Source organism: Achromobacter spanius, from assembly GCF_029637605.1.
In the GTDB taxonomy this organism is placed as follows: domain Bacteria; phylum Pseudomonadota; class Gammaproteobacteria; order Burkholderiales; family Burkholderiaceae_B; genus Achromobacter; species Achromobacter spanius_E.
This window is the reverse complement of record NZ_CP121261.1, coordinates 2,827,214-2,853,313: the sequence shown is the minus strand read 5'-3', so window position 1 is coordinate 2,853,313 and position 26,100 is coordinate 2,827,214. Positions and strand designations below refer to the sequence as shown.

Here is a 26,100-nt window from a genome sequence, read left to right as displayed (position 1 = left end):
GTGGCGGCCACTGGTTGACATGATCGGGGGGCTGGGACGTAAGCCGCCTGATGTGTTGCGAGCGCGACGGCAACCGTCGTAAAGTGGTCCTTCGCGAGGCGTGCCCGGCTGGTACGCCTGGTCCCTGGTCCGGGAGCTTATATGTGTGAAATCTTCATCCGCGCGAGCGAGCAGTCCTACGCGCCCGAAACCCGTTCGCTGCGCCTGCATGGCGTGGCGACCAGCTTGCGGCTGGAGCAGTTGTTCTGGCAGGTGCTGGAAGAGATCGCCGGGCGCGACGGCATGCGCGTCACGCAATTGATCGAACGGCTGTACGACGAGCTGATCGAATATCGCGGCGAGGCCGCCAACTTCACTTCCTTCCTGCGCGTGTGCTGCCTGCGCTATCAAGTGCTACAGGCCGATGGGCGGATTCCTCAGGATGCCTCGGTGCCGATCCGGTCGTTGAACCCGCAAGCGGTGTTGAAAGGGCTGCCGGCATCGATGTACGACGCGGAACCGCTGCGCGCCAAGCGGCGCGTTGCCGCCTAGCTTCCAGACTGTATGGATGCCAGCGCCACTTCGCTTTGCAGAATGCGGCGGATGCGCACCGCATCGCCAATGCGCGACAGCTTGCCTTGCGAGTCCAGCAGCACGATGGCCAGGTCGCGGCCATTGATGCGGGCCAGCATCACCAGGCACTCGCCGGCCTCGTTGATGTAGCCGGTCTTCGACACCTTGATGTCCCAGTCGGGCTTGCGCACCAGCAGGTTCGTATTGCGGAAGGTTTGCGTGCGCTTGTTGATTTCAACGTCGTACTCGGTGTCGGTCGAGTAGCGATGGATCAACGGGCGTTGTGACGCCGCGCGCAGCAGTCGGGCCAGATCATGCGGCGACGACACGTTGTCGCTGGACAAACCGGTGGGCTCGATAAAGTGCGTGCTGGTCATGCCCAGCGATTGCGCCTTGGCGTTCATGGCGGCCACGAAAGCCGGCAGGCCGCCCGGGTAGTGGCGGCCCAGCGCGTTGGCCGCGCGGTTCTCGGACGACATCAGCGCCAAGTGGAGCATGTCGCCGCGCGACAGCTTGGTGCCCACGCGCAAGCGCGACGTGGTGTGCTTGAGGCCGTCGATGTCATCGTCGGTGATCTCAAGCATTTCATCCATCGGCAGGTTGGCGTCCACCACCACGACGGCCGTCATCAGCTTTGAAATGGACGCGATGGGGCGCACGACGTCTGCGTTCTTGGCAAACAGAACGGTGGACGTTTCCAGGTCTTGCACATAGGCGGTGCTGGAGCGCAGCGCAGCGGCTTCAGCGCGCACCGACGACGCCGCTGGCGGCATGGCCGCTGCCGCCGCGACGGCGGCAGCGCGTTGCGCGCGGCTCGGTTTGTTGGGTTTGCCATTCTTGCCCGCGGCGCCCTTCTTCGGGGGCGTGCCCTTGGCGGCCACTTGCTTGCCCCCCTTGGGTGGCGACTTCTTGGCGCTGGACGACGACTTGGGTGGGGCTTTTTTGGCGGTGGACGAAGATTTGGGGGGCGCCTTCTTGGCGCTGGGGGAAGCTTTGGCCGCGGCTTGCTTGCCGGACGAACCCTTGCCCGAAGCCGCCTTCGGGGCGGGGGCCTTCTTGGCCTGTTGCGCCTTGCAAGCCGCCGATTTGGCGTTGGTCTTGCAAGGGTCGGAATTTTTCGCGGCTTGCGCGGCGGGGGGCAGGAGCGCGCACATCGCCAGCGCCATGGGCGCTACCGCGTTCGCAATTGCACGTTTCCAGGAAAATGCCATGGTTGAGCAGGCTTATCAGTCTGTGAAGAAATGTTTCGCAAGCCGGCGTATCGTCGGTTCAGGAAAAGTCCAGAGGAATTAGGGGCTTACGCGATGAATTTAAACAGTACATCAAGAGGCGCGCAAGGCGATTCGCCATCTTGTCATAAAAAAATAATAGTGACGCATGCGTCATGGATGCAATTTGTCACAGGCGCGAGATGAGAAGCTAACGGCGGATCGCGCGTGAGCGTAGCCCGGAATAACCCTCAATTGGCTGAACGTCGCAAGAAGGCGTCGGTCTTCACAACAGGCAAGGGAAGTCATGAACTACGAAGAACAAGAGCAAACCATTGCGCTGCCGCGGCTTCTTGCCGACGGACGCCATGCAGTTGAACAAGGTGATGGAGTGCCCGCTGCCGCTGTCTTCGCGGAGATTGAAGAGATGGACAAGGAGAAATCGGAATGAGCCACCAGCGTTGCGGGTCGTCTCATACGTCCCTTGCTTCACAAGTCCGCCCGTGAAAAGCGATACAATTCCGCCCGCAACGTGTCTCCGTAGTTCAACGGATAGAACAAGGACCTCCTAAGTCCTAGATACAGGTTCGATTCCTGTCGGAGACGCCATCTTGTCGATTTAGGATTCGTCTGAATTTGCTGCGCCGATAGCGTCGGCGTGTGCTACCCGTGCGAAGGCAGCGTCATAATGCGCGCAGTGCCGACGGGACCCAACACAATGACAACCTGCGCCCGCGGCCCGACCCCTGACGCAGGAGACTTCCCCCATGATGCTGGGCTGGCTTGCGCTTGCCTTGTTGGCCTTCGCCCTGCTGGCGTATGCCGCCCTAAGGCACAACCCGCTACGCATGCCCGACCTGCTGGCCACGCTGGACAGCCTGGATCAGGGCGTAAGCGTGGTGGATGCGCGCATGCGGCTGGTGGCGTGGAACCAGCAGTATCAGCGTCTGTTCGATTACCCCGACGGCCTGCTGCGCGTGGGCCAACCCGTGGCCGACCTCATCCGCTTCAATGCGCATCGCGGGAAGTTTGGCTCGGATCCGGGCCTGGACATCGACGAAGTGGTAGGCAAGCGCATCGCCCTGATGCAAGCCGGCGCCGTCTATCACCGGCAGCGCACCTTGCGGTCCGGGTGCGTCGTGGAACTGCGTGGCCGGCCATTGCCGCGCGGCGGCTACGTTACCAGCTATAGCGACATCACCGACTTCAAGCGCGTCGAACGCGAGCTGCGGGATATCAACGACACGCTTGAGCAGCGCGTCAGCGCGCGGGCGCAAGAGGCCGAAGCGGCGCAGCGGTCACGCACCCAATTCCTGACCGCCGTCAGCCACGACGTGCTGCAACCCATCAACGCGGCGCGCCTGTTTGCGTCGGCGCTGAACGAGGAAGACCGGCCCGAGGCGCAACGCTATCTGGCGGGCCGCATCAACACGTCGCTGCGCGCGGCGGAAGAACTGCTTGACGGCCTGCTGGATGTATCGCAGCTGAACGCGGGCGTGCTCAAGCCTGAACTCAGCGACTTCAACGTGGAACCCATGCTGCGGCAATTGGCCGACCAATACGGCCACGTGGCGCTGCGGGCCGGCTTGCAGTTGCGCCTGCACGCCAAGCCTTCTCTGCTGGTGCGCAGCGACCCGCGCCTGCTGCGCCGCATCTTGCAGAACTTTCTGGCCAATGCGCTGCGCTACACGGGTGGCGGGCGCATTTTGTTGTCCGCGCGTTCGCAAGGTGGGCAAGTGCGGCTGCAAGTGTGGGACACTGGGCCGGGCATCCCCCCGCATCAATTGCGCCGCATCTACGACGAGTTTCAGCGCTACGAACAACCACAGAACCGGGAAGGGCGCAGCTTTGGGCTGGGCTTGTCGATATGCCGCCGCTTTGCGTTGCTGCTGGGGCATGGGTTGGACGCGCGTTCGGCGCTTGGCCGTGGCAGCGTGTTTTCGGTCGGCGTGCCCAGCGTTGCAACCGCAAGGCCCGCGCCAACACGCTTGAGCGGCCCGGCGTTGCGGTTGCAATGGCCGCCCGTGCATGCCTCGCTACAGGGCTTGCGGGTGCTGTGCCTGGATAACGATCCGCAAGTGCTCGGCGGCTTGCAAGCGCTGTTGGACGGCTGGCAGGCCAGTGTGTGGTGCGCGACCACGCTGGACGACGCCCTGGCGCTGATGCGGCATCAGCCTCATGTTCTATTGGTCGATTTTCATCTGCGCGACCGCATGAGCGGGCTGGACAGCCTGGATGCGCTGCGCGTCGACTCGCCTGCCACACGAGGCGCGTTGTTGTTGGCGGATGGCGCGGACGCCTTGGCGCAGGCGGCGCGGGCGCGCGGTTACCGGGTGCTGGCCAAGCCCATCAAGCCGGCCTCGTTGCGGGCCTTGCTGGCGGCGAAACTGCGCGCGCGGACCCTGGCAGATCAAGGGTTGGTGCACGAAGGATTGGTGCACGAAGGATTGGCTCGTCAATGCATGGCGCAGCAGGGTCCGGAGCAGCCTGGCGTGGCGTCATCACGTTTGACGCCCAGGGTTTGACGCAATAGCACCATAGCGCCAGGTGCCCAGGCCCAGCCGCCCAGCGATCAGCACGGCTTGGGTGCGGTTCGATACGCGCAGCTTGCGCATCACGGCGGTCATGTGGGCCTTGATGGTGGCTTCCGATACCTGCAATTCGTGCGCGATCTGCTTGTTCAACAATCCCGCGCCCACCATCTGCAATACCCGGAACTGCTGCGGTGTAAGTTCACGCACATTGGCCGCCATGGCCGGCTCGCGCGGCAGGGCGTCGCGGGAGCCTGCAATGGTGGCGTCGGCGGTATCGGGCAACCAGGTGCCGCCGTCCATCACATGCCGCAAGGCAGTGCCCAGCGTATCGGCGTCTGACGATTTCGGGATGAAGCCCATCGCGCCGTGATCCAGCGCGCGGCGTATCAAGAGCGGGTCTTCATGCGCCGACACGATCACGATAGGCAGTTGCGGATGATGGCTGCGCAAATGGCCAAGCGGCCCCAGGCCGAACGAGCCGGGCATGTCCAGGTCCAGCAACAGCAGGTCGGCGTTGGAGCAGGATTCGACCAGATCGTAGAGCACGGCGATCTGGTCGGCTTCGTGTATGACGGCGTCCGGGAACACACGCCCGATCACTCCTCGCAAGGCTTCGCGAAACAGCGGGTGGTCGTCGGCGATCAGCAGGACAGGCATGGTCCGATCATGCCACACGCCGTTCGCGCACCAGCGCCTGGACCACCGTGGGATCGGCCAGCGTCGTGATGTCGCCCAGGTCGTCGATCGTGTTGTCGGCAATCTTGCGCAGGATACGGCGCATGATCTTGCCCGAGCGCGTCTTGGGCAGGCTGGGCGCCCATTGCAGGTGGTCGGGCGTTGCGATGGGGCCGATCTCGCGGCGCACGTGCGCCACCAATTCCTGGCGCAACGTATCGGACTGCTTGGCGCCGGCCTTCAGCGTGACGTAGACGTAGATGCCCTGGCCCTTGATGTCGTGCGCAAAGCCCACGGCGGCGGCTTCGGCCACCTTGGGATGCGACACCAATGCGCTTTCCAGTTCGGCGGTGCCGATGCGGTGTCCGCTGACGTTGAGCACGTCGTCCACCCGCCCGGTGATCCAGTAATCGCCGTCTTCGTCGCGGCGGCAACTGTCGCCCGTGAAGTACATACCCGGATAGTCCTTGAAGCAGCCCTGGATGTAGCGCTGTTCGTCGCCGTACACCGAACGCGCCTGACCGGGCCAGGAATCGCGGATGAACAGGTTGCCTTCGCCGGGGCCGTTGATGATGGCGCCGGTTTTTACATCGACCAGTTCAGGGCGGATGCCGAAGAAGGGCGTGCTGGCCGCGCCCGGCTTGCAGGCCCGGGCGCCGGGCAGCGGCGAAATCAGGATGCCGCCCGTCTCGGTTTGCCACCAGGTGTCCACGATGGGGCAGCGGCCCGCGCCCACGATGTCGTGATACCAGCGCCAGGCTTCGGGGTTGATGGGTTCGCCCACCGACCCCAGCAGGCGCAAGGACTTGCGCGACGTGCGCAGCACGGGCTCGGGCCCTTCGCGCATCAGCGCACGGATGGCGGTGGGGGCCGTGTAGAAGATGGTGACGGCGTGTTTGTCGATGACCTGCCAGAAGCGCGAGGCGTCGGGGTAGCTGGGCACGCCTTCGAACATGAGGGTGGTGGCGCCGTTGGCCAAGGGACCATAGACCAGGTAGCTGTGGCCGGTGATCCAGCCCACGTCGGCCGTGCACCAGAAGACGTCGCTGTCGCGAATGTCAAAGAGCGTGGCGTGGGTGTAGGCGGCATAGACGAGATAGCCGCCCGTGGTGTGCAGCATGCCCTTGGGCTTGCCGGTGCTGCCCGAGGTGTAAAGGATGAACAGCGGGTCTTCGGCGTTCATGCGTTCGGGTGGGCAGTCGTCGGGCTCGCGTTCCATCAGGCGGTCCAGCCAGTAGTCGCGTTCGGCGGTCATGTTGACGGATTCGCCCGTGTGCGGCACCACCAGCACGGTGCGCACGCCTTCCATGCCGGGCATGTCCAGCGCGGCGTCCACGTTGGCTTTCAGCGCAACGCCGCGGCCCGCGCGGCGGCCGCCGTCTGCGGTGATGATGGCGCAAGCGCCGCAGTTGCGCACGCGGTCGGCGATGGATGCCGGCGCAAACCCGCCGAACACCACGTTATGCACCGCGCCGATGCGCGCGCAGGCCAGCAGCGCCACCACGGTGTCGGCGATCATCGGCATGTAGATCGTGACGCGGTCGCCGCGCCCGATGCCCAGTCGGCGCAACGCGTTGCCCATCTTGCAAACCTTGGCGTGCAGTTCGCGGTAGCTCAGGCGTTGCGACGGCATGGCGGGGTCGTCGGATTCCCAGATCAACGCTGTCTTGTCTCCGCGCGTTGCCAGGTGTCGATCCAGGCAATTGACGCTGACGTTAAGTTCGCCATCGGCATACCAGCGTATATGAAAGTCGTCGGGTGACAGATTGACGTCGCGGATCTGGGTGGGTTCGCGATACCACTGCAGGCGCTTGGCCGCATTCGCCCAGAACGCATCGGGGTCCTGCAATGAGGCCGCGTATGCGGCGTCGTACTGGTCCTGCGTTACCGTGTGCGGTCCGGCAAAACCTTGGGGGACGGGATAGCGATCGGGTATGGATTCCATGACGGCTCCTGAGCGTGGTGAATAGGCGGGGTTAATGAGCGACGGCGGTGGTGGCGCCGATGCCCGTCTGGCTGCGGACGGTCAATGCGTCGAAGGCCTCGGCTTCTTGCCGCGCCCGGGCGCTGTTGTCCAGTGTTGAGAACAGCCATATCGAAAAGAAGGCCAACGGGATGGACAGAATGCCGGGGTTGGGGAATGGCGTGATGGGCGTGGCAAAGCCGAACACATCCACCCATACCGTGTCGCTCAGCACCACCCAGATGGTGGCGGTGGCCAGCCCGAGAAAGCCGCCGATGGTGGCGCCCCGCGTGGTGCAGCCGCGCCAGGAAATCGACAGCACCAGCACCGGGAAGTTGGCGCTGGCCGCAATCGCGAACGCCAGGCCCACCATGAAAGCCACGTTCTGGTTTTCGAACACGATGCCCAGCAAGATGGCCATGACGCCCAGCGCAATGGTGGAAAGCCGAGAGATGCGCATCTGCTGGGCTTCGGTGGCGCGGCCCCGCGCGATGACGTTGGCGTAGAGGTCATGCGAAATGGCCGCCGCGCCCGCCAGCGCCAGGCCCGCCACCACCGCGACGATGGTGGCGAAGGTAACGGCCGCCAGAAAGCCCAGCAGCAAGTTGCCGCCCACGGCATTGGCCAGGTGCACGGCCACCATGTTGGTGCCGCCGATCAGGCTTTTCAGCATGTCGAACTGGCCGTCCGCGCCCGTCACGTAATACTCGGGGTGGCGCACCAGCAGGGCCACCGCGCCAAAGCCGATGATGAAGGTCAGCAGGTAGAAGTAGCCAATGAATGAGCTGGCGTAGATGACCGACTTGCGCGCTTCCTTGGCGTTGGACACCGTGAAGAATCGCATCAGGATGTGCGGCAGCCCGGCGGTGCCGAAGGCCAGCGCAATCCCCAGCGACAAGGCGTTCAAGGGGTTGCTGCTGACCTGCGCGCCCGGCGCCAGCAGTTCCATGCCGGACGGGTGCACGCGCGTGGCTTCCGCCAGCAGGGCATCGGGGCTGTAGTTGAACGCCGCCATCACCAGCACCGTCATCAGCGTGGCGCCCAGCAGCATCAGCACTGCCTTGATGATCTGCACCCAGGTGGTGGCGGTCATGCCGCCGAAGGCCACGTAGATCATCATCAGCGACCCGACGATCACCACGGCAACGTTGTAGTCCAGCCCGAAGAGCAGCACGATGAGCTTGCCCGCGCCCACCATCTGCGCAATCAGGTACAGCGCAATGATCAGCAAGGACGCGCTGGCCGCCAGCACGCGCATCGGCGTCTGCGACAGCCGGAACGAGGTGACGTCGGCGAAGTTGTAGCGGCCCAGGTTGCGCAGCCGTTCGGCGATCAGGAACATGACCACGGGCCAGCCGAACAAGAAGCCGATGGCGTAGATCATGCCGTCGAACCCGCTGACGTAGACCATGCCCGCGATGCCCAGGAACGACGCGGCCGACAGGTAGTCTCCCGCGATGGCCAGGCCGTTCTGAAAGCCCGATAGCCCGCCGCCCGCGGTGTAGAAGTCGGACGTGGTGCGGGTGCGCTTGGCGGCCCAGTAGGTGATGCCCATGGTGCCGGCGATGAACGCCAGGAACATCACGATGGCGGACATGCTGGCCTGCCCGCCGGTGGCGGCGCGCGCCGCGCCCGCCAGCGAGCAGCCCAGGATGAAGATCAATGCGGCGCCCAGTTTCTTGTTTTTCATGACACGTCCTTGATGATGGCGGCCAGCAGCGGGTCGAACACGGAATTTGAGATATGCACGTAAGCGGAAATCAGCACCACGGCGCTCAACACGACCAGCGTTCCCGTCAACACGCCGATGCTCATCGTCATGCCCGGCACCGGGCTGCCGAAGAACACGGGGTCGAAGGCCAACGTCAGGATGAAACCGGCGTAGATCACGCCCGTGATGGCAAAGAACAATAGGCTGGCGCGGCTGCGGCGCCGCAGCAGTTCCTGATATTTGGGATGCCGCATGACGGCGGCGACCCTGCTTTCGGGTTCGGGTATTTGGGGGGAGGGGGGCACGTGGGGGGAAGGCACGTGTTTGGGGGTGGGCACGATAGGGCTCCTTGTTGTTATGGCCGGGCGCCGTCAGCGCATCCGGTTTGGCTCGTTTGGCGATGCCTCGCGGGCCTCTGCCCAATATAGAGACGCATCGCAGGCTCGGACACACGACCTTGGTCGTAGGGGGTAGGCCCTAGTGACAGCGCGGCGCAATGCGCGATTCGCCAACAGGGCTATTACCGTTGCGCGGCCGGCGACTTGTATATGATGTTGGCCGAGTCCCGAGGAGGGGACGCAAACCCAAACAACAACCAGACACGGGTTTCATGTCTAGCCAAACCGATACGATTTCCACGCGCACCCTTATCCTGGGTACTTTGGTGGTGCTGCTTGCCATGGGCGTGCGCGCCACTTTTGGCCTCTTCATGCAGCCGATGGGCCTGGCCCACGGCTGGGGGCGCGACGTGTTCTCGATGGCGTTCGCGCTGCAGAACCTGGTCTGGGGCGTGGCCTGTATCTTCATGGGCATGCTGGCCGACCGCTACGGCTCCGGCCGCACGATCGCGCTGGGCGCGGTGCTCTACATGCTGGGCATGGTCGGCACCCGCTTCGCCACCGACGAAACCACGCTGTACCTGACGGCGGGCGTGCTGGTCGGGCTGGGCCAGGCGGGCACCACGTTCCCGGTGATCCTGCCGGTGGTGGCGCGGGCGGTGCCGCCCGCCTACCGCAGCACGGCCATGGGCATCGCCAGCGCGGGCGGCTCCTTGGGCCAGTTCGCGGTGGTGCCGACCGGGCAGGCACTGATCACCGGCATGGACTGGCCGGGCGCCTTGTGGGTGCTGTCGCTGTTCGTGGCCTGCGCCGCGCCGCTGGCTTACTTCCTGCGCGGCCGCCCGCAAGCGCAGTCGGGTCCGCAGCAATCGCTGGCCGCCGCCGTGCGCCAGGCGGTGCGCCATCCGTCGTTCCACTTCCTGTTCCTGAGCTACTTCGTCTGTGGCTTTCACACGGCCTTCATCACGCTGCACTTGCCCGCGTACGTCACCGACGGCGGCTTGACGGCCGGGCAGGGCGCGACCGCGGTGGCGCTGATCGGCCTGTTCAATGTGGTGGGCTCTTTCTATGCCGGCAAGCTGGGCGGCAAATACAGCAAGAAGCGCCTGTTGGCGCTGGTGTATTTCATGCGCGCCTTCGGCATCGTGCTGTTGCTGGCGGTGCCGCTGTCGGCCTGGGTGCTGTATGTGTTCGCGGCATGGATGGGTTTGTTCTGGCTGGGCACCGTGCCGCTTACCCAAGGGCTGATCGGGCAGATCTACGGCCTGCGCTACGCTGCCACGCTGTCGGGCATCGTCTTTTTGGGGCACCAGTTGGGCAGCTTCATCGGCGTCTGGCTGGGCGGGTATGCTTACGCCAAGACCGGCAATTACGATATGGTCTGGTGGCTGGGCCTGGCGCTTGCCCTCATTGCCGCGCTGCTGTGCCTGCCGGTGCGCGAGCAGCCGGTGAATGTCGCCGAACCCCGACCCGTGGCGACTTGATAACTGGAATCCCTGACCATGCCGCACGCCAATACCCCCGCCGTCCGCCGCCATCGAGGCTGGCGCGCCGTGGGCGTGCTGGCGCTGGCGGCGGTGCTGGGCCTGGCGTTCTGGGGCTACACCACGCCCGACATGCAGCTTCATTGGGAAAACCTGGCCGCCCTGTGCGGCTTCTAGCCGCTTCTTTTTCGGATGCCCATGCAGGACGCGCCGCTTTCCCCTCCCTTGCTTTCCCCAATCTTGCTTTCCCTGCCGGACATCGGCGCCCTGGCCGCCGCCGACACGCTGGTGCTGACGGTGAACAACCGCCTGTCACGCCGGCTGACGCTGGAACTGGCCGGCCTGTTGCGCCAGGAACGCCAGGTCAGCGAGCTGCCGCGCATCCTGCCCTTGTCCGCCTGGCTTGCCGAATCCGCCAACGAACTGGCGTTTGAAGCCGACGACGACGTGCCCGCCTACCGGCTGGACAGCTTCGCCACGCAATTGGTCTGGACCGAGGCCATCCGCGCCGAAGAGGCCGAGCGCGTCTTGCTGGATGCCAGCCAGGCGGCCAAGCTGTCCATGGACGCCGACCTGTTGATGGACGAATGGGACTTGCACGTGCCCTCCGGCGCCGACACCGACGAATACCGCGGCTTTGCCAAGTGGCGTGTGCGCTACCGGCAAACGCTGGCGGGTATCGACGCCGAGGACGCCAACCAAGGTTATGCGCGCGTGCTGCGCGCCTTGGAAGAAGGCCGCTTGCGCACCCCCGGGCAATTGGTGCTGGCCGGCTTCACCGACGTATCACCCCGTTTTCGCCGTCTGCTGCGCGCCTTTGAAGACCTGGGTTGCCGGGTTGCGCAATGGCGCGACGAGCAGCGCATTGAAACGGTGGCCCGCCGCTTTGAAGCCGCCGACCAGGGCGCGGAATGGCGCGCGGCGGCGGCTTGGGCCGCCAGCCAGTTGCGGGCGCATCCGCAGGGGCGGTTTGCCATCGTGTCCCCGCAACTGGAAGCCGAGTCGCCGTTTGCGCGGCGTGTCTTGAGCCAGGCTTTGGCCGGCCGCGATGGCGCCCCTGCCCATGCCTTCAACGTGGCCGTGGGCCGGCCGCTGAATGACTGGCCGATGGCGCGCGCCGCGCTGGCGTGGCTGCGTGCATTGGCCGAATGCGCGGGCGGCAAGGGCTGCGGCGTGGACGTGCTGGGCGCGGCGCTGCTGGCCGGGCATTGCGCGGGCGACGTGCGCGACCGCGCCCGTCTGGCCGCCATCGACGCGCGTTGGCGCCGTCAGGCGGTGCAGCGCGTCAGCCCGAACGATTGGAAGAAGCTGCTGGCCGACACGCCCGCCTTGGCGCAGGCCTGGAACCAGGCCTTGGACATCTGGACCCAGGGCGGCCGCCAGGCCACGTGCGACGTCTGGATGCTGCGCATGAAGGCGGCGCTGACGGCGCTGGGCTTTCCGGGCGAAGGCGCGCTGGACAGCGTGGCGTATCAGGTCATGGGCGCATTGGGCGATGCGCTGGGCAGCTTTTCGGCGCTGGCGCCGGCTGCCGGCAGGCTGGGCGGCGTGGCGGCGGTCAACCTGCTGCAAAGCGTGGCGCGGTCGGCGTCGTTCCAGCCGCAGCGCGATCCCACGGCGCGGCTGGATGTGCTGGGCCTGCTGGAAGCCGAAGGCGGCTACTGGGACGGCGTGTGGATGCTGGGGCTGACCGACGACGTGCTGCCCGCGTCGCCCAAGCCCAACCCCCTGTTGCCCTTGGCCGTGCTGCGCCAGGCCAAGGCCCCGCGCGCCACGCCGGAGCGCGAACGTGAATGGGCCGAAGGCATGTATGCCGCGCTGTGCCGCTGCGCGCCCGACATCATCGTCAGCCATGCCCATATGGACGGCGAACGCGAGCTGCGGCCATCGCCGCTTATCGCCGGCGCCGCCTTGACCGATTGGACGCCGCCCCCCGCCGAAACCACGGCGGCGCTGCCGCAGGAATCGCTGGATGACAGTCGGGGCCCGCCCTTGGCGGCGGGCAACCGCGGCGGCGGCGGGCTGGACGTGCTGGACACGCAGGCGCGCAATCCGCTTTGGGCGTTCGTGCGGCATCGCCTGGGTGGGCGCGAGCTTGCGCCTTATGCCGATAGCGCCACCGTGAACGTGCGCGGTCAGTTCCTGCACAAGGCGCTGGAATTGGTGTGGGGCATGATGCCCGACCAGGACACGCTGCACGACGTCATTGCCACCCAGCGGCTGGCCGCCTTGGTGGAACAAGCCGTGGCCCAGGCCGCCGATGAAGAACTCAAGGACTATGCGCCCGCGTTGAAGACGCTGGAATGCCAGCGCGCGCAGACCGTGCTGGCGTCGTGGCTCCATATGGAGGCCCAGCGCCTGCCGTTCGCGGTGGCCCAGGTTGAAAAGAGCCACCAGTGGCAGCGCGGCGCGTTGAACCTGAAGCTGCGGCTGGACCGCATTGATAGCCTGGCCGATGGCCGCAACGTCATCGTCGACTACAAGACCGGCGTGGCCGCCGCCAAGCCCGAACCCGATTGGTCGCGCAGCCGTCCCGTGAACGTGCAGTTGCCGTTTTATGCGTCGGTGCTGGCCGATGCGGCGGGCGGCGAGGTCGCGGGCCTGGTGCTGGCGCAGATCCACGCGCGCCAGGTGGCCGCGCAAGGCCTGGCCGACGAAGACCTGGGCGTGCCCGGCGTCACCTTGGCCAGCGACAGCAAGTTCTTCGACGGCCTGACCTGGCCGGAAATCCGGCAGCGTTGGCGCGTGGCCATCGAGGCGCTGGCCGATGAATACGTGGCGGGCGTGGCCAGCAATGTGGCCTACCGCCGTGACGACCTGAAATACTGCGATGCATTGCCGTTCCTGCGTCTGCATCTTGACGACGAGGACGCCTGAGCCATGGCCGACACCGAACGCCTGCCACAGGACCACGCCGCGCGCACCGACGCGCTGGACCCCACCCGCTCATTTCTGGTGCAAGCCCCGGCCGGCTCCGGCAAGACCGAGCTGCTGACCGACCGCATCCTGGCCCTGCTGGCCACGGTGAACCGGCCCGAGGAAATCGTGGCCATCACGTTCACGCGCAAGGCCGCGTCCGAAATGCATGCCCGCGTGCTCAGCAAGCTGCGGCGCGGGCTGGACGGGCCGCCCGAGGCCATGCACGAACGCCGCAGTTGGGAACTGGCGCGCGCCGCGCTGGCCCGCAACGCCGAGCAAGGCTGGCATTTGCTGGACCACCCGGCACGCTTGGCAATCCGCACCATCGATTCGTTCTGCGCGGGGCTGGTGCGCAGCATGCCGTGGTTGTCTGAACTGGGCGGCATGCCCGACATCACCGACGACGCGCGCGCCCATTACGAAGCGGCGGCCCGCGCCACGCTGGATCTGGCCGACGACTACGACGCCGTGCGCATTCTGCTGCAGCATCTGGACGTGGACGTGCAGGCGGCCAAGGACGCCATCGCCGACATGCTGGGCCAGCGCGATCAATGGTTGCCGCTGCTGCGCCACGGTTCCGACCGCGCCGGCATGCAAGCCATGCTGGCCGAAGCCATCGGCGAAGACCTGGACGCGCTGTGCGAGGCCATGCCGTATGGCTGGGCCGACGCGCTGTGCGGCCCGGCTCGCTTGGCCGCGGCCCATCTGCAAGATGGCGAAGACGACAACAAGCTGCTGGCGCTGTTGGACTGGACGGAAGAGCTGCCGCCAGATGCCGAGGTGCTGGACCAGTGGCGCGCCGTGGCCCATCTGCTGCTGACGGGCAGCGGCAGCCTGCGCAAGACCGTCAACAAAAACCTGGGCTTTCCGGCCAAGTGCGCGCACAAGGAACCCTTTGTGGCATGGCTGGAAGCGGCGGACGACAAGGCCGCCTGGGTGCGCCGGCTGAACGCCGTGCGCGACATCCCCAACCCGCATTTCACGGACGCGCAATGGGAAGTGCTGGGCGCGCAGTTGATGACGCTGGCGCTGGCCGTGGCGCAACTGCGCTTGCGCTTCGCGGATCAGGGCGAGGTGGACTTCATCGAAATCGCGCAACGCGCGGCCGCCGCGCTGGGCAGCGCCGATGATCCCGGTGAACTGTTGCTGAAACTGGACGCATCGATCCGCCACCTGCTGATCGACGAATTTCAGGACACCAGCCAGACGCAGCTTGACCTGTTGCGCACGTTGACGTCGGGCTGGCAGGCGGGCGATGGCCGCAGCCTGTTCCTGGTGGGCGACCCGATGCAATCCATCTACCGTTTCCGCAAGGCGGAAGTGGGCCTGTTCCTGGAAGTGGCCGACATCGGCGTGGGCGAATTGACGCCCGACTTCCTGAACCTGACAGACAATTTCCGCTCGCAGGCGGGCATTGTGGAATGGGTGAACCAGTCGTTCGCGGGCCTGCTGCCCAAGCGCAGCGACGCCGCCGCGGGCGCCATTGCCTATAGCCCGTCCACCGCATTTCACGAGGCGCTGCCGGACCCGGCGGTGCGCTTTCACCCGGCTTGGTCGCGGGCGAGCGGCACGCCGGCGGAAGAGCAGGCCGAGGAAATTGCGCTGGGCCTGGTGCGCCAGGCGCTGATCGACCACAAGGGCGCCAAGCATCCGGTGGCGGTGCTGGTGCGCGCGCGCAGCCACCTGGGCAACCTGACGCGCCGACTGGCGCAGGAGGGCATCCGCTGCCGCGCCGTGGACCTGGTGCCGCTGGCCTTGCGTCCGGTGGTGGCCGACCTGGTGCAGTTGGTGCGGGCGCTATCGCATCCGGCCGATCGGCTGGCTTGGCTGTCGGTCTTGCGCGCGCCGTACTGCGGCTTGACGCTCACGTCCCTGCAGCGCCTGTTTGGCGACGACCACATCACGCCCGTGCCGGTGCTGCTGGAACGCGCGCTGCGCATTGCGCCGCCGACAGCCCCGGTTGCGACGTCCCCGGCCGCCAGCATCGAGCCGCAGGGCTCCTTGTTCGACGCGGCCCCGGCCGCGCCCGAATCGCCCGCCGCGCAAGCGGTGTTGAGCGCCGACGAGTTCGAACGCCTGCGCCAGGTGGCCGCCATTTTGCTGGACAAGCGCAATGCCTCGGGCGCGATGCCGTTCGCGGCCTGGGTGGAGTCTTTATGGCGGCGCCTGGGCGGCCCGGCGCTGTACGCGGGCATGTCGGTGTCGAACGATGCCGAAAGCCTGTTCCAACTGCTGGAGCGGCTGGCGCCGCACGGCGGCATTGATCCGGCAGCGCTGGACGCCGGCATCTCGCGCCTGTTCGCCGCGCCCGATGCGGCGGACGAGGACGACGGCGCGGTCGAAATCATGACCATGCACAAGTCCAAGGGCCTGCAGTTTGAAACGGTCATCCTGTACGGCCTGCACCGCGCGCCCAGGGGTGATCAAGCGCCGCTGGTACGTTTTGAACAAAGCAGCGGCCGGGTGCTGTTCGGCCCGGTCAAACCGCGCGCCGAGGTCGAGGCCGACCCGATCTCGCGCTACCTGGGCGCCCGCGAAGCCCGCCGCGCATCCTACGAGATTGATCGTCTGCTGTACGTGGCGGCAACACGGGCGCGCAAACGCCTGCACCTGGTGGGCCATGTCGCGGTCGACGAGGCCACGGGCCAAGCCAAGACGCCGCCGTCCGCCAGTTTGCTGGGCCGCTTGTGGCCGTGCCTGACGCCGCCGGTGCCCCCCACGCTGGAAAACGAGGCCGAGCCCGACGCGGGCGACACCCCGGAATGGCAAGGCGAGCCGCTGCGCCGCGTGGCCGGCGACGGCCTGGCGCAGTTGGCGCGGCTGTCCAACGTGGTCATCAGCCCCGGCTTCGGCGCAGCCGAACGCGGTGCGTGGGGGGATGGCAGCGAACATCCCGCCTGGCAGCTTGAAGCCGGCTACGACGCCGCCATCGGCACGCTGGCGCACGCCTGGCTTGCCCGCATCGGCCAAGACGGCGTTCATACATGGCCTGCCGACGCCCTGGCCGACCGCCTGCCCGCCATGCGCCGCCAGTTGACCCGCGCCGGCATCCCCGCCAGCCAGGCCGACGCCGCCGCCGAGGCCGTCCTGGAAACGCTGCAAGCCACGTTGGCGGATGAGCGCGGCCTGTGGCTGCTGTCCCAATCCGGCGCCCGCCGCGAATGGCCGCTGATCGACGCCGCCGGTAAGGTGTCGGTGATCGACCTGGCGCTGAGTACCGAAGACGGCTGGCTGATCGTCGACTACAAAACGGGCCGCCCCCATCCGGGGGAACCTTCGGCGGTGTTTGCGGCAAGGATGCGTCAAAGACATGGTGATCAGTTGCTGCGGTATTGCGCGCAGGTCACATCGCTGGACGGCCGCAAGGCCAAGGCCGCGTTGTACTTTCCCAGGGCGAAGGCGTGGATTGATTTGCAGGGGTGAGGGATGTTGGGGGGAGGGTGGTGTGATGTATGTGGCAGATGGGTTACGCGCGTAGACGACGTGTTTTCTTCTGACGGCCAACCCGCGCTTCACCCATCCTACGAGCAAGTGCTTCACCCATCCTGCGAGCAAGTGCTTCACCCATCCCGCGAGCAAGCGAGCCGAGACAAGCAAGGCAAAGCGAAGCGAGCCAAAAATGGCAAGCGAAGCAAAGCCATCACCCCCTCCCCCTCGGGGGGAGGGCCGGGGAGGGGGCAACATACCGCCCCACAGGGGCCCGCCAACCGGAAGGCTGCAAGCAAGCAAGCGAAGCGCAGCTCTGCTAGAATTCCGGTTGGCGGGCCCCTCCGCATGGTTCGACGGTGAACCTGGTCAGGTCGGGAACGAAGCAGCCATAGTCGTTTAGGGTCAGTGCCGGAGTAAGGCTCGCCAACCGGATTCTTCAAAGCAAAGGGTCATGATTTCAGTTCATGGCCCTTCGCTTTCAAGGGGGACGGGGTTATTTTCCAGGGATTCGTTCCACGGGAATAAGCCCGTCCCCTTTGCATTTCAGCCAGCACGCGAAACAGGCTCTACAATCCAGCCATGACTTATCTGGTACTGGCCCGCAAGTGGCGGCCGAGATCGTTCGATACCCTCGTGGGACAGGATCACGTGGTCCGCGCGCTGACTCATGCGCTCGACACCCAACGCCTGCACCATGCCTGGTTGTTTACCGGCACGCGGGGCGTGGGCAAGACCACCTTGTCCCGCATCCTGGCCAAGTCTCTCAACTGTGAAACCGGCATTACGTCCAAGCCTTGTGGCGTCTGCCGCGCTTGTACGGAAATCGACGCCGGGCGCTTTGTTGACTACCTGGAGCTGGATGCGGCCTCGAACCGCGGCGTCGAGGAAATGACGCAGTTGCTCGAACAGGCGGTGTACTCGCCGGGCGCGGGGCGCTTCAAGGTCTACATGATCGACGAAGTGCACATGCTGACCGGCCACGCCTTCAACGCCATGTTGAAGACGCTGGAAGAACCGCCCCCCCACGTCAAATTCATCCTGGCCACCACCGATCCGCAAAAGATCCCGGTGACGGTGCTGTCGCGCTGCCTGCAGTTCAATTTGAAGCAGATGCCGGCCGACTCCATCGTCGGGCATCTGCAAGCGGTGCTGGGCCACGAAGAAGTCGCCTTTGAAGTGCCGGCCTTGCGCCTGATCGGCCAGGCCGCACAGGGTTCGATGCGCGATGCCTTGTCGCTCACCGACCAAGCCATTGCCTATAGCGCCGGCAACATGACCGAGGACGCCGTGCGCGGCATGCTCGGCACTATCGACCAGCGTCATCTGGTGCGTCTGCTTGATGCCTTGTCGGCGGGTGACGCCAAAAGCGTGTTGGCCGTGGCGGATGAGCTGGCCATACGCGGGCTGTCGTACGCGGGGGCGCTGGCTGATCTGGCCGTGCTGCTGTCGCGCGTGGCGATCGAACAGCGCGTCACGGGCGTCACGCCTGCCGAAGACCCGCTGGCCGCCGACATTGCTCGGCTGGCCCAAAGCCTGCATCCCGACGCCGTCCAGTTGTTCTATTCAGTGGCCGTGCATAGCCGCGGCGAACTGACGCTGGCGCCGGACGAGTATGCGGGCTTCATCATGGCCTGCCTGCGCATGCTGGCGCTCAATGGCGACGCCGGTCCGCAGACTGCATTGGAAGCGCCTGCCACGCCGGCCCGCCAGGCGGCGGAACCGGCTGCGGCTTCCGCGCAGGAAGCCGTTGTTGCGGCGGCCGGGGTTGCACCTGCTGCGGCGCCCGCCGCCGCAGCCGTCGCTGCGCCGATGGATGCGCCCGTTGCTGCTTCTGTGGCTGAACCCGCAGCGGCTCGCGCGGCGGCCTCGGTGATCGAGCCCACGGCGGCACCCGCGCCAGCCGTAGTGACCGAACCCGCGCCGCAGGCAACGGTCGCGTCCGCCACGCCGGTTTCCGAACCTGCCCAGGCGGCGCCCGTGCCCGCCACGCCGGTTCCCGAATCTGCCCGCGCGGCGCCCGTGTCCGCCACGCCGGTTCCCGAATCTGCCCAGGCGGCTTCCGCACCCACCGCGCCGACGCCACAAGCTTCTCTGCAGGACACTCCCGAACCCGCGCGCCAAGCCTCGCCGCAATCGGCCACAGCCGCAACGGCAGCGACGCCCGCGCCAGACAGCGTGCCGCCGTGGGAAGATCTGCCGGGCGCGACGCCGACCGCACAAGCGGCGCCAGCGCCTGCTCTCGAATCCACGCCAGAGCCGTCCCCCGCCGCGCCCGCCTTTGACGCCGCTGCCGCCGCTACCGTCGAGTCCGCTGCTGCTACGGCCGCCGCCGCATCCACCGTCGACGCTGCCGCCAAGGGCCCGGGTTCCGCCGCGTTGGCGGTCACGCCCGCGGTTGCGGCCGTGTTGGCCGCCGCGCCGGCCGCCGACGACGGCCCGCCGTCCTGGGTTGACGAAGAAATCCCGTTTGAAGCCGAAGGCGGCTTTGTGCCGGAGGGCGGTTTCACGTCCAACCCGGACGACGACGAATTTGAAACGCTGGCCAGCGCGCCCTCGGTGGCGCCGCCACCCGCAGCCCGCCGTGAAGCCCCCGCCTCGTCGCGCAAGCGCACCTCGCGCGCGCGCATGTCTGACATGACGCAGGCCGGCTGGCCCGAATTGGCCGCGCGCCTGCCCGTCACCGGCTTGGCGGCGGAACTGGCGCGGCAAAGCGAATGGGCCGGCGTGCAGGGTGATGCCATCGTGCTGCGCGTGGCCGTCAAGACGCTGGCCGAAAGCGAAAGCCGGGTGCGTTTGCAAACCGTCTTGTGCGAACATTTCGGCCAGGGCATCCGGTTGGACGTGCAAGTCGGCATTACCGGCGACGACACCGCGCACGCGGTCGCCAAAGCCGAACGCGCCGCGCGTCAGCAGGCCGCCGAAGATGCGGTGGCCGTCGATCCCTTCGTGCAAGCGTTGTTGGCCGATTTCGGGGGCCATGTCGTCCCCGACTCCATCCGCCACGTTGATCCCCCGGCCGCTGCCTGACGCGGCGGCCATCTCTTATTCCCCTCGTTCAAGGAACATCCATCATGATGAAAGGACAACTGGCCGGCCTGATGCGCCAGGCGCAGCAGATGCAGGAAAACATGAAGAAGGCGCAAGACGCGCTGGCCGAGATCCTGGTCGAAGGCGCCTCGGGCGGCGGCCTGGTCAAGGTCACCATGACCTGCCGCCACGACGTCAAGCGCGTCGTGATCGACCCGTCGCTGCTGGGCGACGACAAGGACATGCTGGAAGACCTGGTTGCCGCCGCGTTCAACGACGCGCTGCGCAAGGCCGAAACCACGTCGCAGGAAAAGATGGCGGGCGTCACCGCCGGCATGCCCCTGCCCCGGGCATGAAGCTGCCGTTCTGATCAAAGGCTGCCCTGGGCTGCAATGGATCCCTTACTGCCTGAACCTGAACCGCTGGTGTCCCTGATCGAGGCGCTGCGGCGCCTGCCCGGCGTGGGCGTCCGATCAGCCCGGCGCATGGCTTATCACCTGTTGCAGCATGACCCGCAAGGCGCGGACATGCTGGGGCGGGCCTTGGCCGGCGCGGTGCGGGACCTGAAGCATTGCGCCCGTTGCAACAGCTTTTCCGAAGACGAGGTCTGCGGCACTTGCGCCAACCCCAAGCGCGATCCGTCGCTCTTGTGCATCGTGGAAACGCCAGCCGACCAGAACATGATCGAGTCCAGCCACGGCTACCGTGGCCTGTACTACGTGCTGATGGGCCGGGTGGCGCCGCTTGAGGGCATCGGCCCGCGCGAACTTGATTTCGACCGCGTCATCAAGCGCGCCACCGACGGGGTGGTGCAGGAGGTCATCCTGGCCACCAACTTCACTGCCGAAGGCGAAACCACGGCCCACTTCCTGGGCGAAGCGCTGGGTGAACGCGGCCTGCGCGTCACACGCCTGGCGCGTGGCGTACCGGCGGGCAGTGAACTTGAATACGTGGACGCCGGCACCATCGCCTGGGCGCTGATGGAGCGCAAGACCACCTGACCCAAGGCTCGCAACGTTAAAACAGCCCCCGGCAACGTACCGGCGCGGCAAGAAACGTGAGGAAGACAAACCATGTCAGCGCTGACCGGACTGAAAGTCCTGGAACTCGGCACGCTAATCGCCGGCCCCTTTGCCGCGCGCATCTTCGGCGAATTCGGCGCCGACGTCATCAAGGTGGAAACGCCGCACGGGCCGGATGGCACGGGCGGTGGCGACCCCATCCGCAGTTGGCGGCATCTGCACGAGGGCAATTCGCTCTGGTGGACGGTACAGGCGCGCAACAAGCAATCCATCGCCCTCAATCTGAAAGACCCGCGCGCCCAGGAAATTGCCCGCAAGCTGGCGCTGGACGCCGATGTCGTGGTCGAGAACTACCGGCCCGGCGTGCTGGAAAAGTGGGGCTTGGGTTTTGAACAACTGCGCGCCATCAACCCGGCGCTGATCATGGTGCGGCTGTCGGGCTACGGCCAGACGGGCCCCATGAAAGACCAGCCCGGCTTCGGCGCCATCGGCGAATCCATGGGCGGCCTGCGCTATGTCTCGGGCCACCCCGACCGGCCCCCGCTGCGGGTCGGCATTTCCATCGGCGACTCCATCGCCGCGCTGCATGGCGTGATCGGCGCCATGATGGCGCTGCGCCACCGCGACGCCACCGGCGGCCGCTGGAACGGCAAGACAGGCGATGCTTGCCAGGCCGGGCAGGGGCAGATGGTGGACGTGGCCTTGTACGAAGCCGTCTTCAACATGATGGAAAGCCTGGTGCCCGAATACGACGTGGCCGGCGTGGTGCGTGAGCGCACCGGCGGCGCGCTGCCGGGCATCGTGCCATCCAACACCTACACCACCCGCGACGGCCAGAACATCGTCATCGCGGGCAATGGCGACGCCATCTTTCACCGCCTGATGCGCGCCATCGGCCGCGACGACCTGGCCGAAGACCCCGATCTGGTGCGCAACGACGGCCGTGCGCGCCGCGTGGAAGAGATCGACGGCGCGATCCAGCAATGGTGCAACGGGCGCAACATCGAAGACGCGCTGGGCACGCTCAAAGCGGCCGATGTGCCGGTCGGAAAGATCTACAGCGTGGCCGATATGTTCAGCGATCCACAGTTCCTGGCGCGCCGCATGATCGAACAACATCAGCTAGCCGATGGCAGCCCCGTGAAGCTTCCGGCGGTGGTTCCCAAGCTGTCGGAAACCCCTGGCCAGACGCGCTGGGTAGGCCCCAAATTAGGGGAACATACCGAGGAAGTCCTGAAAGCGCTGGGGTATGATTCAGCGGCTATTGAAGAGCTGGCGAAGACCGGCGCTATCGGTAAACCCGACAACTAAGGAGACAACCCAATGTCAGTTACTCGCCGTGACTTGCTCAAGATGGCTGGCGCCGCCGGCGTCATGGGCATGGCCCCCGCCATCGTGCGGGCCCAGAAGCTTGAAAAGACCAAGGTTCAGATCGCCGTGGGCGGCAAGCCCCTGATCTATTACCTCCCGCTGTCCATCGCGGAAGCCCGCGGCTACTTCAAGGACGAAGGGCTGGACGTCAGCATCGCCGACTTCGCGGGCGGCTCCAAGGCCCTGCAAGCCGTGGTGGGCGGCAGCGCCGACATCGTCTCGGGCGCCTTCGAACACACGCTGTCGATGCAGTCCAAGGGTCAGGCCTACCGCGCCTTCGTGCTGCAAGGCCGCGCGCCGATGATCGGCGTGGGCGTGTCCAAGAAAAACCTGCCCAACTACAAGGGCGCCGCTGACCTCAAGGGCAAGAAGATCGGCGTGACCGCGCCAGGTTCGTCCACCAACATGGTGGTCAGCTTCTTCCTGGCCAAGCATGGCTTGAAGGCCTCCGACGTGTCCATCATCGGCGTGGGCGCCGGCGCGGGTGCCGTGACGGCGTTGCGCAGCGGTCAGATCGACGCCATCTCCAACACCGACCCCGTGGTGTCGATGTTGCAGATGCCGGGCGAGATCGAGATCATTGTCGACACGCGCACGCTTAAAGACACGCAGGAGATCTTCGGCGGCAACATGCCGGCGGGTTCCCTGTATGCCCCACAAGCGTTCATCGACGCCAACCCGAATACCACGCAGGCGCTGGCCAACGCGATGGTGCGCGCCGACAAGTGGATTCAGAAGGCGGGTCCCGACGAAATCGCCAAGATCGTGCCGGAAACCTACCTGCTGGGCGACCCGGCCATCTACAAAGCCGCCATCTCGGCCAGCCTGGAAGGCCTGTCGCCCGACGGCATGATCCCCGAGGACGGCGCGGCTACCGCGCTCAAGGCGCTGGCCGCGTACCAGGCAGAGTTCAACGCGTCGAAGATTGATCCGTCGAAAGCCTGGACCAACGACTTCGCCCGCCGCGCCAACGAGAAGTACGCCAATGGCTGAAGCCGCACTATCGCTGGAAAACATCAGTTGCACCTTTGTTTCGCGCGACGACCGGTCGCAGCGCTACACCGCCGTCAGTGACACGAGCCTGGCCATTGCGCCGGGCGAGTTCGTGTCGGTAGTGGGCCCGACCGGCTGCGGCAAGTCCACCCTGCTCAACGTCGGCGCCGGCTTGCTGGCGCCGTCGAGCGGGCAGGTGAAGGTCTTCGGGCAACCCTTGTCCGGCATCAACGCACGCGCGGGCTACATGTTCCAGGGCGAAGCGCTGTTGCCCTGGCGCAGCGCGCTGGACAACGTGGTGGCCGGCCTGGACTTCGCCGGCGTGCCGCGTGCCGAAGGGCTGGAGCGCGGTCGCGAGTGGATGCGCCGGGTGGGGCTGGGCGGCTTTGAAGCCCGCTATCCGCATCAGATGTCAGGCGGCATGCGCAAGCGCGCCATGCTGGCCCAGACGCTGATCCGCGACCCCGACATCATCCTGATGGACGAACCGTTCTCCGCCCTGGACATCCAGACGCGCCAGCTGATGGAAAACGAAGTCCTGGACCTCTGGATGGCCAAGCGCAAGGCCGTGCTGTTCATCACGCATGACCTGGACGAAGCCATTGCGATGAGCGACCGCGTGATCGTGTTGTCCGCCGGCCCGGGCACGCACCCTATCGGGGAATTCGTCATTGACCTGCCGCGTCCCCGTGACGTGGCCGAGGTACGCGTCCACCCGCGCTTTGTCGAACTGCACTCGGCCATCTGGGCGGTGCTGCGCGAAGAAGTGCTCAAGGGCTATGCCCAACAGAAGCGAGCCTGAGGTATGTCGAAGTTATTAAAATCTGGTAAGGCCAGCTTGCGCTTCTGGCAACTGTTGCTGCTGGTTGTCATCCTGGGCGTCTGGCAATTCGCGTCGCGCGATTCCCAGGTGGCGTTCTTCTTTGGTGAGCCGTTGAAGGTCTGGGGCCGCATCTGGGCCTGGTTCGTCACCAACGCCGACATCTACGCGCACCTGTGGGTCACCCTGACGGAAACCGTGCTGGCCTTTTTCATCGGCACCATCGCTGGTTTGGTCTTTGGCCTGTGGCTGGGCTTGTCGCCCCGCGCAAGCGCGATCCTTGATCCCTACATCAAGGCCGCCAACTCGATGCCGCGCGTCATTCTGGCGCCCATCTTCGGGATGTGGTTCGGCTTGGGTATCTGGTCGAAGGTGGCGCTGGCGGTCACGCTGGTGTTCTTCATCGTGTTCTTCAACGTCTACCAGGGCGTGCGCGAAGTCAGCCCAACCTTGCTCGACAATGCCCGCATGCTGGGCGCGCGCAAGCGCCAGTTGCTGCGCCACGTCTACCTGCCGTCGGCCACCAGCTGGGTATTTTCCAGCCTGCATACGTCCGTGGGCCTGGCCTTCGTGGGCGCGGTGGTGGGGGAATACCTGGGCTCGGCAAGGGGCGTGGGCTACCTGATCCTGCAAGCGGAAGGCACGTTCGACGTGAACACCGTGTTCGCGGGCATCGTGGTGCTGACCGCGTTTGCGCTGGTGCTGGACTATATCGTCGGCATCGGTGAAAAGCGCTTGATGAAGTGGCAGCCCAAATCGGGCGAAACTGAAAAGCTGTAATCAGCCGGCGCGGCCGCGCCGCGAGCCTTTCAGGTTCGCAGCGCGTGCCGGCTGTGCAGCCAGGCCGTGAGGCTGTCGAAGGCGTCGCGTGCGCCTTGCAACGCGTGGTCTTCGCGCCCTTGAGCGCCGGCCTCGCTGTCCAGAACCTGTAGAAACGCCTTCCACATCGGCCCTAGCGCTTCACCGTAGCCGCGCAGATAGCGCAGCGGCAGCGCGGGTGTGACATCGGCCAGGTGCTTGGCCAGAAAGCGTCCGCCCAACTGCGACCCTTCCACTACATACGCGACCCCCAACGCATAGGCGTCTGCCGCCTCGATGCGGGGTGCGTCGGCGCAGTACGACACCGGTACCGCGTCACCCGCCGCTGCCAGGTCGGCGCGGATCCAATCACTTTTTCCAGCGCGTGCCGATGCTTGCAGGCTGTCGGGCCAGTCCAGTTGCCACAGGCGCTGTTCCAAAGGTTCCAGCCAGCCCAGCAATGCGCGCAGATAGTTCAAATACCCGGCGCGGTCCATGTCGCCGCTGGTCAGGGCCAAACCCTGGTCCAGCGCTTCGTGCCTGTCGCGTGTGCCGTCTCGAAGCACTTGGTGAACGGGAGAAATCATGGCGCGCTTGTTGATTGTTCCGGGGCGGCAACCGGCAGGTACAGCGACCAGCACTGCGCCTGGCGCTCCAGGTGCCAGCCGGATACCGCGGCAAGCAGTTCCACTTCCTCGGGGGCAAAGGCCGGTGCCTCTGGTGTCACGGCCGACGCCAGGCTTTCCGGAAAATGCACGTGCCAGGCATCGGGCTGCGAGCAGTCCAGCGTCAATGTGGCGTCTGGCGGAAGGACGGACAAGAGGCTCAGCAGCCAGGCCAGCAACAGATACCGCGAGGTGAACTGCGGCACCTGGATATCGGCCACGGCTTCGGGCCAGGTGATGTTGTGCCGCGATAGCAGCAAATGCGAAAACATCAGCTTGCGGCACTCGCGCAGCAGCGCTTCGGTAGCAATGGTGGCGTCGCTGTCCAAGAGCCATTGGTCCAGTTCGCGCACGATGGTGACGCTGTCTTCCAGCATGCCGGTCAGGTCGCCCGCCAGGCGCTGGCAGCGCTGCTGCAAGGCGTCGGCATCGGCGCCATCCGGCGTCTGGCGCAGCATTGCGGCGGCCAGCGTGGCGTTGGACAGCGGGCCCACGACTTCGTGGCGCAGCACCGGAAATACCTGCGCCAGCACTTTGAACCGCACGCCTTGCGCGGCAAGGGCGTTCAGGGGGGTGTCGATCGACATGGGG

20 protein-coding genes, 1 tRNA gene, 1 other RNA gene and 1 pseudogene are annotated in these 26,100 nt (G+C 66.1%); 16 read left to right on the top strand and 7 right to left on the bottom strand.

Translation table 11 applies throughout. The features are described from left to right. Nucleotides 1-141 precede the first annotated feature (141 nt). Nucleotides 142-531, top strand: a complete 390-nt coding sequence (locus tag P8T11_RS12645; protein ID WP_268081614.1) for a ribbon-helix-helix domain-containing protein — start codon at nucleotides 142-144, stop codon at nucleotides 529-531. Here the strand turns inward: P8T11_RS12645 and pbpG are convergent. Continuing rightward, nucleotides 528-1,763 (bottom strand): D-alanyl-D-alanine endopeptidase, encoded by a 1,236-nt coding sequence (gene pbpG, locus P8T11_RS12640; protein ID WP_268081615.1) that lies wholly within the window; start codon nucleotides 1,761-1,763, stop codon nucleotides 528-530. The two genes, P8T11_RS12645 and pbpG, sit on opposite strands and share 4 nt — an antisense overlap. Nucleotides 1,764-2,067: 304 nt before the next feature. On the opposite strand from pbpG, the gene P8T11_RS12635 reads away from it, so the two are divergent. The 3 genes from P8T11_RS12635 to P8T11_RS12625 all read left to right on the top strand — a co-directional run bounded on the left by P8T11_RS12635 (nucleotide 2,068) and on the right by P8T11_RS12625 (nucleotide 4,285). Beyond that, nucleotides 2,068-2,211, top strand: a complete 144-nt coding sequence (locus P8T11_RS12635; protein ID WP_268081616.1) for a hypothetical protein — start codon at nucleotides 2,068-2,070, stop codon at nucleotides 2,209-2,211. A gap of 83 nt (nucleotides 2,212-2,294) precedes the next feature. After that, a tRNA-Arg gene (locus P8T11_RS12630) sits at nucleotides 2,295-2,369 on the top strand. A gap of 158 nt (nucleotides 2,370-2,527) precedes the next feature. After that, nucleotides 2,528-4,285, top strand: a complete 1,758-nt coding sequence (locus P8T11_RS12625; RefSeq protein WP_268081617.1) for a PAS-domain containing protein — start codon at nucleotides 2,528-2,530, stop codon at nucleotides 4,283-4,285. Here P8T11_RS12625 and P8T11_RS12620 read toward each other — a convergent pair. The 4 genes from P8T11_RS12620 to P8T11_RS12605 are packed head-to-tail and all read right to left on the bottom strand — an operon-like array spanning nucleotide 4,262 to nucleotide 8,897. Next, nucleotides 4,262-4,951 (bottom strand): response regulator transcription factor, encoded by a 690-nt coding sequence (locus P8T11_RS12620; RefSeq protein WP_268081618.1) that lies wholly within the window; start codon nucleotides 4,949-4,951, stop codon nucleotides 4,262-4,264. The two genes, P8T11_RS12625 and P8T11_RS12620, sit on opposite strands and share 24 nt — an antisense overlap. A gap of 7 nt (nucleotides 4,952-4,958) precedes the next feature. Further along, entirely contained in the window at nucleotides 4,959-6,914 is a 1,956-nt protein-coding gene (gene acs, locus P8T11_RS12615) for an acetate--CoA ligase (RefSeq protein ID WP_268081619.1), read from the bottom strand. A 31-nt stretch (nucleotides 6,915-6,945) separates the two neighbouring features. After that, complete coding sequence (actP, locus tag P8T11_RS12610; RefSeq protein WP_268081620.1) at nucleotides 6,946-8,622, bottom strand: cation/acetate symporter ActP; 1,677 nt, start codon at nucleotides 8,620-8,622, stop codon at nucleotides 6,946-6,948. Beyond that, complete coding sequence (locus tag P8T11_RS12605; protein WP_268081621.1) at nucleotides 8,619-8,897, bottom strand: DUF485 domain-containing protein; 279 nt, start codon at nucleotides 8,895-8,897, stop codon at nucleotides 8,619-8,621. Before P8T11_RS12605 ends, actP begins: the two co-directional genes overlap by 4 nt. A gap of 356 nt (nucleotides 8,898-9,253) precedes the next feature. Between P8T11_RS12605 and P8T11_RS12600 the strand changes: the two genes are divergently transcribed. From P8T11_RS12600 to P8T11_RS12545, 12 genes and pseudogenes are all read left to right on the top strand, one after another. After that, nucleotides 9,254-10,465: an MFS transporter gene (locus P8T11_RS12600; RefSeq protein ID WP_268081622.1), complete on the top strand. Its 1,212-nt coding sequence runs from the start codon at nucleotides 9,254-9,256 to the stop codon at nucleotides 10,463-10,465. Nucleotides 10,466-10,483: 18 nt separating this feature from the next. Continuing rightward, complete coding sequence (locus P8T11_RS12595; protein WP_268081623.1) at nucleotides 10,484-10,642, top strand: hypothetical protein; 159 nt, start codon at nucleotides 10,484-10,486, stop codon at nucleotides 10,640-10,642. A 21-nt stretch (nucleotides 10,643-10,663) separates the two neighbouring features. After that, nucleotides 10,664-13,342 (top strand): PD-(D/E)XK nuclease family protein, encoded by a 2,679-nt coding sequence (locus P8T11_RS12590; protein WP_268081624.1) that lies wholly within the window; start codon nucleotides 10,664-10,666, stop codon nucleotides 13,340-13,342. A 3-nt stretch (nucleotides 13,343-13,345) separates the two neighbouring features. Continuing rightward, nucleotides 13,346-16,807, top strand: coding sequence for a UvrD-helicase domain-containing protein (locus P8T11_RS12585; RefSeq protein ID WP_268081625.1), 3,462 nt, complete (start codon nucleotides 13,346-13,348; stop codon nucleotides 16,805-16,807). Between the two features lie 336 nt (nucleotides 16,808-17,143). Further along, an RNA gene (gene ffs, locus P8T11_RS12580) (signal recognition particle sRNA small type) lies at nucleotides 17,144-17,241 on the top strand. 151 nt (nucleotides 17,242-17,392) lie between these two features. After that, nucleotides 17,393-19,840 (top strand): DNA polymerase III subunit gamma/tau, encoded by a 2,448-nt coding sequence (dnaX, locus tag P8T11_RS12575; protein WP_268081626.1) that lies wholly within the window; start codon nucleotides 17,393-17,395, stop codon nucleotides 19,838-19,840. Nucleotides 19,841-19,884: 44 nt separating this feature from the next. After that, nucleotides 19,885-20,210, top strand: a pseudogene (locus tag P8T11_RS12570) (YbaB/EbfC family nucleoid-associated protein). 22 nt (nucleotides 20,211-20,232) lie between these two features. Beyond that, nucleotides 20,233-20,841 carry a recombination mediator RecR gene (recR, locus tag P8T11_RS12565; RefSeq protein ID WP_050449018.1) on the top strand — a complete coding sequence of 203 codons (609 nt, stop codon included), beginning with the start codon at nucleotides 20,233-20,235 and terminating at the stop codon, nucleotides 20,839-20,841. Nucleotides 20,842-20,913: 72 nt separating this feature from the next. Next, entirely contained in the window at nucleotides 20,914-22,173 is a 1,260-nt protein-coding gene (locus P8T11_RS12560; protein WP_127185461.1) for a CaiB/BaiF CoA transferase family protein, read from the top strand. Nucleotides 22,174-22,185: 12 nt separating this feature from the next. After that, nucleotides 22,186-23,226, top strand: a complete 1,041-nt coding sequence (locus tag P8T11_RS12555) for an ABC transporter substrate-binding protein (protein WP_268081627.1) — start codon at nucleotides 22,186-22,188, stop codon at nucleotides 23,224-23,226. After that, nucleotides 23,219-24,028: an ABC transporter ATP-binding protein gene (locus P8T11_RS12550; protein WP_268081628.1), complete on the top strand. Its 810-nt coding sequence runs from the start codon at nucleotides 23,219-23,221 to the stop codon at nucleotides 24,026-24,028. Before P8T11_RS12555 ends, P8T11_RS12550 begins: the two co-directional genes overlap by 8 nt. A 3-nt stretch (nucleotides 24,029-24,031) precedes the next feature. Then, nucleotides 24,032-24,826 carry an ABC transporter permease gene (locus P8T11_RS12545; protein ID WP_268081629.1) on the top strand — a complete coding sequence of 265 codons (795 nt, stop codon included), beginning with the start codon at nucleotides 24,032-24,034 and terminating at the stop codon, nucleotides 24,824-24,826. Nucleotides 24,827-24,855: 29 nt separating this feature from the next. Here the strand turns inward: P8T11_RS12545 and P8T11_RS12540 are convergent, their stop codons facing one another. Beyond that, nucleotides 24,856-25,431: a biliverdin-producing heme oxygenase gene (locus tag P8T11_RS12540; protein ID WP_268081630.1), complete on the bottom strand. Its 576-nt coding sequence runs from the start codon at nucleotides 25,429-25,431 to the stop codon at nucleotides 24,856-24,858. Next, nucleotides 25,428-26,096, bottom strand: a complete 669-nt coding sequence (locus tag P8T11_RS12535) for a hypothetical protein (protein WP_268081631.1) — start codon at nucleotides 26,094-26,096, stop codon at nucleotides 25,428-25,430. Before P8T11_RS12535 ends, P8T11_RS12540 begins: the two co-directional genes overlap by 4 nt. Nucleotides 26,097-26,100: the final 4 nt, after the last annotated feature.

Coding starts and splice junctions, on each gene's coding strand:
- P8T11_RS12645 (WP_268081614.1), top strand. CDS start 142: ATGTGTGAAATCTTCATCCGCGCGAGCGAGCAGTCCTACGCGCCCGAA.
- pbpG (WP_268081615.1), bottom strand. CDS start 1,763: ATGGCATTTTCCTGGAAACGTGCAATTGCGAACGCGGTAGCGCCCATG.
- P8T11_RS12635 (WP_268081616.1), top strand. CDS start 2,068: ATGAACTACGAAGAACAAGAGCAAACCATTGCGCTGCCGCGGCTTCTT.
- P8T11_RS12625 (WP_268081617.1), top strand. CDS start 2,528: ATGATGCTGGGCTGGCTTGCGCTTGCCTTGTTGGCCTTCGCCCTGCTG.
- P8T11_RS12620 (WP_268081618.1), bottom strand. CDS start 4,951: ATGCCTGTCCTGCTGATCGCCGACGACCACCCGCTGTTTCGCGAAGCC.
- acs (WP_268081619.1), bottom strand. CDS start 6,914: ATGGAATCCATACCCGATCGCTATCCCGTCCCCCAAGGTTTTGCCGGA.
- actP (WP_268081620.1), bottom strand. CDS start 8,622: ATGAAAAACAAGAAACTGGGCGCCGCATTGATCTTCATCCTGGGCTGC.
- P8T11_RS12605 (WP_268081621.1), bottom strand. CDS start 8,897: ATGCGGCATCCCAAATATCAGGAACTGCTGCGGCGCCGCAGCCGCGCC.
- P8T11_RS12600 (WP_268081622.1), top strand. CDS start 9,254: ATGTCTAGCCAAACCGATACGATTTCCACGCGCACCCTTATCCTGGGT.
- P8T11_RS12595 (WP_268081623.1), top strand. CDS start 10,484: ATGCCGCACGCCAATACCCCCGCCGTCCGCCGCCATCGAGGCTGGCGC.
- P8T11_RS12590 (WP_268081624.1), top strand. CDS start 10,664: ATGCAGGACGCGCCGCTTTCCCCTCCCTTGCTTTCCCCAATCTTGCTT.
- P8T11_RS12585 (WP_268081625.1), top strand. CDS start 13,346: ATGGCCGACACCGAACGCCTGCCACAGGACCACGCCGCGCGCACCGAC.
- dnaX (WP_268081626.1), top strand. CDS start 17,393: ATGACTTATCTGGTACTGGCCCGCAAGTGGCGGCCGAGATCGTTCGAT.
- recR (WP_050449018.1), top strand. CDS start 20,233: ATGGATCCCTTACTGCCTGAACCTGAACCGCTGGTGTCCCTGATCGAG.
- P8T11_RS12560 (WP_127185461.1), top strand. CDS start 20,914: ATGTCAGCGCTGACCGGACTGAAAGTCCTGGAACTCGGCACGCTAATC.
- P8T11_RS12555 (WP_268081627.1), top strand. CDS start 22,186: ATGTCAGTTACTCGCCGTGACTTGCTCAAGATGGCTGGCGCCGCCGGC.
- P8T11_RS12550 (WP_268081628.1), top strand. CDS start 23,219: ATGGCTGAAGCCGCACTATCGCTGGAAAACATCAGTTGCACCTTTGTT.
- P8T11_RS12545 (WP_268081629.1), top strand. CDS start 24,032: ATGTCGAAGTTATTAAAATCTGGTAAGGCCAGCTTGCGCTTCTGGCAA.
- P8T11_RS12540 (WP_268081630.1), bottom strand. CDS start 25,431: ATGATTTCTCCCGTTCACCAAGTGCTTCGAGACGGCACACGCGACAGG.
- P8T11_RS12535 (WP_268081631.1), bottom strand. CDS start 26,096: ATGTCGATCGACACCCCCCTGAACGCCCTTGCCGCGCAAGGCGTGCGG.